Genomic DNA, 11,903 nt, shown 5'->3' with positions numbered 1-11,903 from the left:
ATAAAATATCCTTATAAAATTAAAAAAAGGGCAACACTTACGTATTGCCCTTTTTTGCTATTGTTAGATTTGGGGAAAACTAACAATTAAGTAGGTCGGTTGGTGTAAACATAAAACAAAATTATAAAATAACCAAATAAAATTTACACTTCATCGTTTTAACAATGCAGTTCATCGATGTTTATCAATTTATTGCTTTGATTTACAGTTATTTAACTTTTTAACATTTTTTTACATTAAACTATCCGTATTTTGAGAAGTCTAAAACTAAAATAATCAAGTGATAGAAGAATTAATCCTATTAGAAGATCTTAAATCAAAAAACAATAAAGAAAGCGCTTTTAGAGAATTAATCTCTCTATATAAGGAACGCTTATATTGGCATATTCGTCATATTGTTAAATCTCATGACGACACGGATGATGTACTTCAAAATACCTTTATAAAAATCTATAAAAATATTCATAACTTTAATGGAGACAGTAAACTCTATTCTTGGATGTACAGAATTGCTACCAACGAATCTTTAACCTTCATAAAGCAAAGAGCAAAGCATGTACAAATGCCTAACCATGACATGCAACAATTAGCTATAGACAATCTAAAAGCAGACATTTATTTTGAAGGAGATGAAATTCAACTTAAATTACAACAAGCTATTGCCACTTTACCAGAAAAACAACAACTGGTGTTTAATATGAGGTACTTTCAAGACATAAAGTATAAAGATATGGCACAAATATTGGATACGAGCGAAGGTGCTTTAAAAGCATCATACCACATAGCAGTAAATAAACTAGAAGACTATTTAACTAACCATTAAACTTTTATAAAAAAATATAGTCTAAGTATTAAGATGAAAAAGAACTACATAAATAACAAAGAAAATTCAGGATTTAAAGTTCCACCAGATTATTTTAATAATTTGGAAGATACCATATGGTCTCAAATTCATCTAGATAAAAAAATTAAAAAAACAAGTTTTAAAGTACCTGAAAATTATTTTGAATCTCTTGAAGACAAAATTCTCAGTCAAGTTTCAAAGAAGAAAGAAAGTAAAGTTATTTCTTTATTTTCAAAACATAATATGATTGCAATTACCAGTGTGGCTGCAACCATTGTATTACTCTTTAATCTGAATATTTTCAACAAGAACATCAGTTTTGATACTATTGAAACTGAAGCTTTAGATAATTATGTGACTAATCAAGAATTTGAAACTTTAGATTTAGAAACTGAAATTATTGAAGATATAGACATTTCCTCTTTTATTTTAGAAGAGTCCATTAGCAATGCATCACTGGAAAATTATTTATACAACATATCAGAATTAGAAGATTTTATTTCTGAATAACTTATTTAAAAAATGAAACAATTAATTATAATAACAATCCTTACTTTATTTAGCTTATCTGGCTTTTCTCAAGATAAACACGAGAAAATTGAAGCTCTTAAAACAGCTTATATAACAGAACAATTAAATTTAACTTCTTCTGAAGCTGAAAAATTCTGGCCCATTTACAATACTTTCGAAGATCAAAAAAATGCATTAAAAAAAGAAGCGCATGAAGTTAGAAACGAGAGTAATATTGAGAATCTAACTGAAGCCCATGCAAAAGCCATGCTAGAGGAAATGAAATCTTTAAACAATAAAAGAAGTGAAATTTACAACAAACTTATAACCGATTTACAAAAAGTTATTTCGGCCAAAAAAATTGTACTATTAAAAAAGGCAGAAGACAATTTTAAACGCAAAATGTTTGAGGAATACAGAAAAAGACATCATCAAGAACGAAAAGAAAAACCTTAAAAAAAAAAGAGAAGCCAATGGCTTCTCTTTTTTTATTTAAACGTTAATTTACTTATTCGTTTTTGACCAGCAGCATAAGCCACACTATCATTTAAAAACCGAAGTGTGTAAAAACCTTCCTTACTTAAACTTTTCCAAGACAAGCCTCCATCTTTACTGTAATCAATTCCTTTAAAACCTACTGTCACTAACTCCTTCCCTTCTCTATTTGGAATGTACTGTACACAACTTCTATAACCAGGAGCTTCTCCAGAAGCTACTAACGTCCAAGTTTTTCCTCCATCAGTAGTTATTATTTTATTAGACTTATTATAGTCAGGATTGGTATAATCTCCTCCTATGGCAAAACCATTCATTTCATCATAAAATTCAATTGAGTAAATACCTTCTGTCTCTTTTGCTTGTATAATTGGTGTTTGTTCAACACTCCAAGTTTCTCCTTTATCTTTAGAGAAATAAACTCTACCAGCTGTTGTGGCAACCCAAGTATTACTTCCTAAAATAGCAATATTGGTATTACTAGCTGCAAAAGCACCTTCACCCTCTATACCTTCTGGCAACAAATCACAAGGTAGTTTTTTCCAGGTATTTCCTCCATCTCTAGTAATAATAATACTCAAACACTCATCTATTGTATCTCCAATAGCAATACCTTCTAGATCATTCCAAAAAGACATAGAGTCATAAAAAACGTTTGGATGTTCTTCAAAATAAACCAATTCCATGTTGCCTTGATCTCCAGTTTTAAACAACATGGCTGGACTTCCTACATTCAACATAAAAAAATCAGAAGTGGTATGTGCAACAGATCTAAATTCAAGTTGTAAGTAATCGTATACTTGCTTAGAAATTTGCCAACTATTTTTCTTTGGATTATAAAGTCCATAAGCTCCATTATTTGCAGCAAAAACAAGACTGTTATCATCTAAAACGTCTATGGCTCTTATGCTAAGCAAAGAATCTTCTAAAATGGTTTCAATTTCAACAGTATTAAAATCTCTTGGAATAAAAGTTTCTTTCTTTTCACAGGAACACATTAAAACAACTAAAACAACTACTATAATACGCGTCATATCTAAAAATAAATTAACACTATAAATGTAGTTTATTAGGCTTAACTAAGCAACAAACAGCTAAACAAGTAACAATTAAAAAAACATTCGTGAATTCATCTCATTTAACGTAACTTTGCAAGCTTATAAAATTAAAATGAGATTACACAGGAATTTATGTTTTGCAACAATTGATGGATTAACATTAATCTTCAATGAAGGTCAATATGCAGATAAAGTTATTCAACAATTATTAAAACGTGATAAACGTTGGGGAGCTCGAGATCGTGCTTTTGTTGCTGAAACTACTTACGAAATTGTTAGATGGAAGCGTTTATATTCTGAAATTGCTGAAGTAAAAGAACCTTATAGTCGTGAAGATTTATGGCGAATTTTTGCTGTTTGGGCAACTTTACGTGGCATTAAATTACCTGATTGGAAATATTTCGAAAACACGCCAACTAGAAAAATAAAAGGTCGGTTCGATGAGCTTTCTAAAATCAGAAAATTTAAAGAGTCTATTCCAGATTGGTTAGATGAGTTAGGCGAAAAAGAACTTGGAAAAGCTATTTGGACTAAAGAAATAGCTGCTTTAAACGAGCAAGCAGATGTAGTTCTAAGAGTAAACACGTTAAAGACTACAAAAGAAAAATTACAGTCAGAATTATTCGATTTAGACATTGAAACAGAGATTCTAAAAGATTATCCAAACGCTCTTAAATTAAAAGAACGTGCCAACGTATTTACTACTGAAGCTTTCCAAAATGGACATTTTGAAGTCCAGGATGCTTCTTCTCAATTAGTAGCAGAGTTTTTAAATGTAGAACCAGGAATGCGTGTCGTAGATGCTTGTGCTGGAGCTGGAGGAAAAGCATTGCATTTAGCCTCTCTAATGGATAACAAAGGGCAAATTATTGCCATGGACATTTACGATAATAAATTAAAAGAATTAAAGCGTAGAGCTAAAAGAAATGGCGCTCATAATATTGAGCCAAGACATATAGACTCTACTAAAGTTATTAAAAAACTATATGATAAAGTCGACCGTGTTTTAATAGACGCTCCATGTTCTGGAATTGGCGTGTTACGTAGAAATCCGGATGCCAAATGGAAATTGCAACCAGACTTTATTGAAAATATAAAACAAACACAACAAGACATACTTCAACAATATTCTAGAATGGTAAAAGCAGGAGGACAACTTGTGTATGCAACTTGTTCTGTTTTACCTTCAGAAAATCAAAATCAAGTTGACAAATTTTTAACATCTGAAAACGGAAAAGGTTTTACATTTGTAAAAGACAATAAAATCTTATCTCACAAATCTGGTTTCGATGGGTTTTATATGGCATTATTAGAAAAGAAAAAATAAAAACGAATGAAGCATTTTTACACCTTACTATTATTATTAATTTCAGCAGCAACTTTTGCTCAAATTCCAGTTGGATATTACAACTCAGCTACTGGTACTGGTTACACCTTAAAAACGCAATTACATAATATTATTGACGACCATAATGATCAAGGATATAATGCTATGGATGGTTTTATTGCTACATATGATCGTGATAACTATTACGATTCTAATGGAAGTAATACTATTTTAGATATTTACTCTGAAATTCCTAATAACGGTAATAATACGCCTAACGATCCTTACAACTTCATACCTATCACAGATGAATGTGGAAATTACAGTAGTGAAGGTGATTGTTATAACAAAGAACATGTAATCCCAAAATCTGTTTTTAACGATCAAACACCAATGTATAGTGATGCTCATGAATTACTACCAACAGATGGTCGTGTCAATGGTTTTAGAGGAAATGAACCTTTTGGTGTAGTTGACGATGCGCAACTAGACCCAAACGAACAAAATGGAATTACAAATCCAACACAAAATGGGTCTAAACTAGGAAACAATTTAAATAGTGGATATTCTGCTGGTTATACTGGAAAAGTTTTCGAACCAATTGATGAATTTAAAGGTGATATAGCTCGTATTTATTTCTATTTCGCTACTCGTTATGAAGATCAAGTAAGTGCTTGGGGAGGTTTTGCCATGTTTAATGGAACTTCAGATCAGGTTTTCGATAATACCTTTTTAAGTATTTTAATGACTTGGCATGAAATGGATCCAGTATCTGAAAAAGAGATGGATAGAAATAATAATATATACTATCACCATCAAGGTAATAGAAATCCATTTGTTGATCATCCGGAGTGGGTAGCTCTAATTTGGAATCCAACTCCAGATACAGAAGCTCCAACAAATCCTGCAAACTTAGTGGCTTCCAATCCAACAGACAACACTATTTCATTAGCTTGGACAGCCTCAACAGATAATATTGCAGTAACATCTTATGATATTTATGTAGATGGAACAAACAGTTTCAACTCTACAACAAATTCGTTTACAGTAACTGGGTTAACTGCTGACACTAACTATTGTTTTACTATTAAAGCTAAAGATGCAACTGGTAATGAATCTGGTTTTAGTAATGAATCTTGTGAAATGACTACTGATAATGGTACTGGTAATTCAGTTGAAATTTTCTTTACCGAATATATGGAAGGTAGCTCAAATAATAAAGCACTTGAAATCTCAAACTGGTCTTTCAGTCCTGTTGTAGATCTTTCAGTTTATACTATCAAATTAAGCTCTAATGGTTCACCAACTTGGACTGCTACATATAATTTTCCAACAAATGCCACTATTAATTATGGGGAAACTTTTGTAATAGCTAATGGTTCTTTGGCAGTTTGTACAAATGTTGTGGACGATTTTAATAATACAATTACATCCTTCAATGGAAATGATGCTATTGGATTATTTAAAAACGATGTCCTTATTGACATTATTGGAACATTAGGTGATGCAACCGTTTTTGGTGAAAATGTTACGTTAGTAAAATCTCCAAGTTGGTATCCAACTCCAAGTACTACTTTTAATATCAACGATTGGGTTTCTTATCCATCAAATACGTGTTCAGATTTAGGCCATACAATCTTAATTTTATCTACAGACAATTTTACTTCTGAAGATTTCAACATTTATCCAAACCCTGTATCAGACATCCTGAATATCCAACTTAAAAACCCTAATGAAACTCAAATAGAAATTTACAATATTTTAGGAAAAAGAGTCTTGACTAAAACAATTAATCAGTCGCAAATTATAAATATTGAAAATTTAAATTCAGGCATTTATATATTGAAATTCACTCAAGGCAATTCCACCATAAGTAAGAAACTTATAAAGAAATAAATATAAAAGCGACTTTAATGAGTCGCTTTTTTTATGTTCAAAACCTCGTGAATAACTCTACATTTTCAATAATTTAAATTGTAATTATTACGCTGAAAAAAAGTAAATTTGCACTTTATTAAACACAACTTTAACAAAAACATAATGATTCATTTCTTCGGAAACCAAAACAGTAAAGTTTTTGCTGTTCAAGCAACAAAAGAATTATCAACTGAAACCATCTCTAAATTAGTGTGGTTATTTGGCAACCAGCCAAAAATAGAACAAGCATCTCTGTATGCTTTTTTTGTTGGGCCTCGTGCAGCCATGATTACACCTTGGAGTACAAATGCTGTTGAGATTACTCAAAACATGGGAATTGAAGGTATCGTTAGAATTGAAGAATTTGAAGCAGTTTCTGAAGATTTCAAAGATTTCGATCCAATGATTTCAGAAAAATATCAAGGCTTGAATCAAGACTCGTTTACTATCAACATTCAGCCAGAAGCGATTCTTAATATTGAAGATATTTCGGCCTACAATCAACAAGAAGGCTTGTCTTTAAACGACGAAGAAATAGAGTATTTAGAAGGTGTCTCAAAAAAAATAGGGAGAAAATTAACAGATTCTGAAGTATTTGGATTCTCACAAGTGAATTCAGAGCATTGTCGTCATAAAATATTTAATGGTATATTTATAATAGATGGCATTGAAAAACCGACATCGCTATTCAAACTCATCAAAGAAACATCCAAACAACATCCAAACGATATTGTTTCGGCTTATAAAGATAATGTGGCCTTTGTAAAAGGTCCAAGAGTAGAACAATTTGCTCCAAAAACAGCTAACAAACCAGACTATTACCAAGTAAAAGAATTTGATTCTGTCATTTCCTTAAAAGCAGAAACTCATAATTTTCCAACTACTGTAGAGCCTTTTAATGGTGCTGCAACAGGTTCTGGTGGAGAAATTAGAGATAGATTGGCTGGAGGAAAAGGCTCTTTGCCATTAGCTGGAACAGCAGTGTATATGACATCTTATTCCAGATTGGAAGAAGCTCGTCCATGGGAACAAAAAATGGAAGCTCGTCCTTGGTTGTACCAAACTCCAATGGATATTTTAATTAAAGCATCTAATGGAGCTTCAGACTTTGGAAACAAATTTGGGCAACCATTAATTTGTGGTTCAGTTTTAACGTTTGAGCATGAAGAAGATGCTAGAAAACTTGGTTTCGATAAAGTAATCATGCAAGCAGGTGGTATTGGCTATGGCAAAGCAGATCAAGCTTTAAAAGACACTCCTAAAGTTGGTGATAAAATAGTAATTCTTGGTGGCGAAAATTACAGAATAGGTATGGGTGGAGCTGCAGTTTCTTCGGCTGATACTGGAGAATTTGCTTCTGGAATTGAATTAAATGCTGTGCAACGTTCCAACCCAGAAATGCAAAAACGTGCTGCCAATGCTGTTCGTGGCATGATGGAAAGTGATGAAAATTTTATCGTTTCTATTCACGATCATGGAGCTGGTGGACATTTAAATTGTCTATCAGAATTAGTTGAAGATACTGGAGGCCTTATCGATTTAGACAAATTACCAGTTGGAGACCCAACCCTTTCAGCTAAAGAAATTATTGGAAACGAATCTCAAGAAAGAATGGGATTAGTTATTGCTGAAAAACATATTGATACGTTACAAAAAATTGCTGAACGCGAACGTTCTCCAATGTATACAGTTGGAGATGTAACAGGAAACGATCGTTTTACTTTTGAATCTAAAACCAAAGGAGACAAACCAATGGATTTAGCTCTTGAAGACATGTTTGGTAGTTCTCCAAAAACTATCATGACAGATAAAACAGTTAACAGAATCTATGAAGAAGTTAGCTACAATTCGAAAAACTTCTTAGACTATTTAGATCAAGTGTTACAGTTGGAAGCTGTAGCTTGTAAAGATTGGTTAACAAACAAAGTAGATCGATGTGTTGGAGGTAAAGTTGCCAAACAACAATGTGCTGGACCATTACAATTGCCTTTAAACAATTGTGGTGTTATGGCTCTAGATTATAAAGGAAAAGAAGGAATTGCTACCTCTGTTGGTCATGCGCCAATTTCGGGATTGATTTCTCCAACAGCTGGAAGTAGAAATGCCATTGCAGAATCGCTAACCAATATTGTTTGGGCACCTTTAAAAGAGGGTTTAAAAAGTGTGTCGTTATCAGCAAACTGGATGTGGCCTTGTAAAAATGAAGGTGAAGATGCAAGACTTTATGAAGCCGTAGAGGCTGTTTCAGAATTTGCAATCGAATTAGGAATTAATGTTCCTACTGGAAAAGATTCGCTTTCTATGAAGCAAAAATATCCGAAAGAAGAAGTTATTTCTCCTGGAACTGTTATTATTTCTGCTGCAGGAAACTGTAATGATATTACAAAAGTAGTAGAGCCTGTTTTTCAGAAGAATGCTGGAAATATCTATTATATTAATCTATCGCAAGACGATTTTAAATTAGGTGGTAGTTCATTTGCGCAAGTATTAAATAAGATTGGAAAAAACACTCCTACAATCACAAACGTAAATTTCTTTAAATCCACTTTTTACGTGATTCAACAATTAATTAAAAACAATAAAATTGTTGCAGGACACGATGTGGCTTCAGGTGGATTAATTACAACTTTGCTAGAATTATGTTTTGCTGATGTTAATTTAGGTGCCGAATTAGACTTATCAGAATTAGCCGAAAAAGATTCAATAAAACTTCTATTTTCTGAAAATTCAGGAATTGTTTTTCAAGCAAAAGATAATTCAGTAGAACAAATTTTAGCAGATGCAAAAATTGAATTCTTCAACATTGGAAAAGTAACAGATTCTGATGTTTTAAGCGTCATTAACAACCAAGAAGTATTTACGCTTACAGTTTCTAGGTTGCGTGATGTTTGGTTTAATACCTCTTTCCTACTCGATCAAAAACAAACAGCAAATAATTTAGCTAAAAACAGATTTGATAATTATAAAAATCAACCTTTACAATTTATATTTCCAAATCACTTTACAGGAAAACTAAAAGACGTCATTGCGAACGAAGTGAAGCAATCTGCTGATGAGATTGCCACGTCTCAAGCTCCTCGCAATGACAGAAAGCGACCAAAAGCAGCTATTCTTCGAGAAAAAGGCAGTAATAGCGAGCGTGAAATGGCAAACGCCATGTATTTAGCTGGTTTTGATGTAAAAGATGTCCATATGACCGATTTAATAACAGGACGTGAAACTTTGGAAGATATCCAATTTTTGGGTGCTGTTGGTGGATTCTCAAACTCTGATGTTTTAGGGTCTGCAAAAGGTTGGGCTGGTGCCATAAAATATAATGACAAAGCAAATCAAGTTATAAATAACTTCTTTAAACGTAACGACACACTTTCGGTTGGTATTTGCAATGGCTGTCAACTGTTTATGGAATTAGACCTCATCAATCCAGAACATGACGTTCATGGAAAAATGACCTATAACGATTCGCATAAACATGAAAGTTCATTTACTTCAGTAAAAATACAAAAAAATAATTCAGTGATGCTTTCAACTTTAGAAGGTAGCACATTAGGTGTTTGGATTTCACATGGTGAAGGAAAATTCAGTTTGCCTAAATCTGAAAATCAATACAATATTGTTGCAAAATATGGTTATGAAAAATATCCAGCAAATCCTAATGGTTCAGATTTCAATACAGCTATGATGTGCGATAAAACAGGAAGACATTTAGTAACCATGCCTCATATTGAACGTTCAACCTTTCAATGGAACTGGGCAAACTATCCTCAAGGCAGAAAAGACGAAGTCTCACCATGGTTGGAAGCTTTTGTAAATGCCCGTAAATGGATTGAAAACAGAAAATAATTTTTTTAAAGAATTATAAATCAAGGAGCTCGAATTTTTACAAGCTCCTTTTTTTGTACTGTTAATTAATTATCACATTTTTTTCATATTTTGCAAGTCTTCTAATTAGAATAGACTGATGACAGATATAACTAGAATTTTTGATTTTCCTTATTATCAATTAAAAACATATAATTTAGAAAAAGCATTTACTTCAAAATATCATGGTAAATGGCAATCTATTTCAACTCAAGAATATATAAATCAAGCTAATGCTATTAGTCGAGGTTTGCTACGCTTAGGAATTCAACCAAACGACAAAATAGCTGTTATTTCTACAACCAATAGAACCGAATGGAATATTTTAGACATTGGTGTGTTACAAACTGGTGCTCAAAATGTACCTATCTATCCTACTATTTCCAAAGAAGATTACGAGTATATTTTAAACCATTCCGAAGCTACCTATTGTTTTGTTTCAGATGCTGGAATATTAGAAAAATTGAATCCTATCAAAGCCAATACTAAATTAAAAGGTATTTATACGTTTGATGATATTGATAATGAAAAAAATTGGAAAGAAATCTTAGAATTAGGGAAAGACTCAAGCAATCAAAATGAAGTAGAAGCTAGAAAAAATGCTGTGGCTTCTAACGATTTAGCGACTTTAATTTATACGTCAGGAACTACCGGAAAACCAAAAGGGGTTATGTTATCTCATAACAATTTAGTTTCAAATGTTTTGGATAGTGAAAAACGAGTACCATTTGATTATGGACAATCCAAATCGTTAAGTTTCTTACCTGTTTGTCATGTTTTTGAACGAATGATTCTTTATTTATACCAATTTTGTGGTGTAGAAATATATTTTGCAGAATCAATCGAAAAAATGAGTGATAACCTAAAAGAGGTTAAACCTAATGTCATGACAGCTGTTCCTCGATTGTACGAAAAAGTATATGATAAAATTGTAGCAAAAGGAAGTGAATTATCTGGAATAAAGAAAGCACTTTTCTTTTGGGCTGTAAATTTAGGTTTAAAATACGAACCTTACGGAGCAAATGGCTGGTGGTACGAGAAACAACTTAGTCTTGCAAGAAAACTTATTTTTAGTAAGTGGAAAGAAGGTTTAGGTGGCCAATTAGATTTAATGGTTTCAGGTAGTGCTGCCTTACAACCAAGACTAACTAGAGTTTTTGCAGCTGCCGAAATGCCTATCATGGAAGGTTATGGCCTTACAGAAACATCACCAGTAATTTCAGTAAATGATCAAAGAAATGGAGGATTTAGAATAGGAACTGTAGGACGAATTATTGATAACATAGATGTTAAAATTGCTGAAGATGGCGAAATTTTAGTGAAAGGTCCAAACGTAATGCAAGGCTATTACAAAGAACCTGAAAAAACTGCCGAAGTTATGACAGGAGATTATTTCCATACTGGAGATATTGGAGAAATAGATAGTGATGGCTTCCTTAAAATCACAGACCGTAAAAAAGAAATGTTTAAAACCTCTGGTGGAAAATATGTGGCTCCTGCACTTTTGGAAAACCAGTTTAAACAATCGCGTTTTATAGAACAAATCATGGTAATTGGCGAAGGTGAGAAAATGCCTGCTGCTTTAATTCAGGTTAATTATGAATTTATTGAAGAATGGGCTAAACGCCATGATATCAAATTTAATTCAAATCAAGATATTGCTTCAAACCAAATACTAAGAGATAGAATTCAAGAGGAAATTGACGAAGCCAATAAAAAATTTGGTCATTGGGAACAAATCAAAAAATTTGAAATAACACCTAATGCTTGGACTATTGAAGATGGTCACCTTACTCCAACTATGAAAATGAAACGGAAGGTTATAAAAGAAATTTACAAAGACCTCATCGAAAAAATATATCGCTCTTAAACCAAAACTCCTTTTTTTATA

Annotated in this window: 8 protein-coding genes; 7 read left to right on the top strand and 1 reads right to left on the bottom strand. The window is 32.4% G+C overall.

Annotated elements, in window-relative coordinates; genetic code table 11:
- Positions 1-280 precede the first annotated feature (280 nt).
- The 3 genes from FVF61_RS06630 to FVF61_RS06620 are packed head-to-tail and all read left to right on the top strand — an operon-like array spanning position 281 to position 1,810.
- Positions 281-823 (top strand): RNA polymerase sigma factor, encoded by a 543-nt coding sequence (locus FVF61_RS06630; protein WP_148454616.1) that lies wholly within the window; start codon positions 281-283, stop codon positions 821-823.
- Between the two features lie 33 nt (positions 824-856).
- Entirely contained in the window at positions 857-1,354 is a 498-nt protein-coding gene (locus FVF61_RS06625; RefSeq protein WP_148454614.1) for a hypothetical protein, read from the top strand.
- 12 nt (positions 1,355-1,366) lie between these two features.
- Positions 1,367-1,810 carry a Spy/CpxP family protein refolding chaperone gene (locus FVF61_RS06620; RefSeq protein ID WP_148454612.1) on the top strand — a complete coding sequence of 148 codons (444 nt, stop codon included), beginning with the start codon at positions 1,367-1,369 and terminating at the stop codon, positions 1,808-1,810.
- 32 nt (positions 1,811-1,842) lie between these two features.
- Here the strand turns inward: FVF61_RS06620 and FVF61_RS06615 are convergent, their stop codons facing one another.
- A complete protein-coding gene (locus FVF61_RS06615; RefSeq protein WP_148454610.1) occupies positions 1,843-2,883 on the bottom strand; it encodes a WD40/YVTN/BNR-like repeat-containing protein in 1,041 nt (346 codons plus the stop codon).
- Between the two features lie 136 nt (positions 2,884-3,019).
- Here FVF61_RS06615 and FVF61_RS06610 point away from each other — a divergent pair, with 136 nt between their 5' ends.
- The 4 genes from FVF61_RS06610 to FVF61_RS06595 all read left to right on the top strand — a co-directional run bounded on the left by FVF61_RS06610 (position 3,020) and on the right by FVF61_RS06595 (position 11,882).
- Positions 3,020-4,234, top strand: coding sequence for an RsmB/NOP family class I SAM-dependent RNA methyltransferase (locus FVF61_RS06610; protein ID WP_148454608.1), 1,215 nt, complete (start codon positions 3,020-3,022; stop codon positions 4,232-4,234).
- 6 nt (positions 4,235-4,240) lie between these two features.
- Positions 4,241-6,130: an endonuclease gene (locus FVF61_RS06605; RefSeq protein ID WP_148454606.1), complete on the top strand. Its 1,890-nt coding sequence runs from the start codon at positions 4,241-4,243 to the stop codon at positions 6,128-6,130.
- Positions 6,131-6,274: 144 nt separating this feature from the next.
- Positions 6,275-9,994 (top strand): phosphoribosylformylglycinamidine synthase, encoded by a 3,720-nt coding sequence (gene purL, locus FVF61_RS06600; protein WP_148454604.1) that lies wholly within the window; start codon positions 6,275-6,277, stop codon positions 9,992-9,994.
- 118 nt (positions 9,995-10,112) lie between these two features.
- On the top strand, positions 10,113-11,882 hold the full coding sequence (locus tag FVF61_RS06595) for an AMP-dependent synthetase/ligase (protein ID WP_148454602.1): 1,770 nt from the start codon (positions 10,113-10,115) through the stop codon (positions 11,880-11,882).
- The last annotated feature ends 21 nt before the right edge of the window (positions 11,883-11,903 follow it).

The organism is Xanthomarina maritima, from assembly GCF_008084905.1.
Classification (GTDB): domain Bacteria; phylum Bacteroidota; class Bacteroidia; order Flavobacteriales; family Flavobacteriaceae; genus Xanthomarina; species Xanthomarina maritima.
This window is presented reverse-complemented; position numbering and strand designations above follow the sequence as displayed.

Coding starts and splice junctions, on each gene's coding strand:
- FVF61_RS06625 (WP_148454614.1), top strand. CDS start 857: ATGAAAAAGAACTACATAAATAACAAAGAAAATTCAGGATTTAAAGTT.
- FVF61_RS06620 (WP_148454612.1), top strand. CDS start 1,367: ATGAAACAATTAATTATAATAACAATCCTTACTTTATTTAGCTTATCT.
- FVF61_RS06615 (WP_148454610.1), bottom strand. CDS start 2,883: ATGACGCGTATTATAGTAGTTGTTTTAGTTGTTTTAATGTGTTCCTGT.
- FVF61_RS06610 (WP_148454608.1), top strand. CDS start 3,020: ATGAGATTACACAGGAATTTATGTTTTGCAACAATTGATGGATTAACA.
- FVF61_RS06605 (WP_148454606.1), top strand. CDS start 4,241: ATGAAGCATTTTTACACCTTACTATTATTATTAATTTCAGCAGCAACT.
- purL (WP_148454604.1), top strand. CDS start 6,275: ATGATTCATTTCTTCGGAAACCAAAACAGTAAAGTTTTTGCTGTTCAA.
- FVF61_RS06595 (WP_148454602.1), top strand. CDS start 10,113: ATGACAGATATAACTAGAATTTTTGATTTTCCTTATTATCAATTAAAA.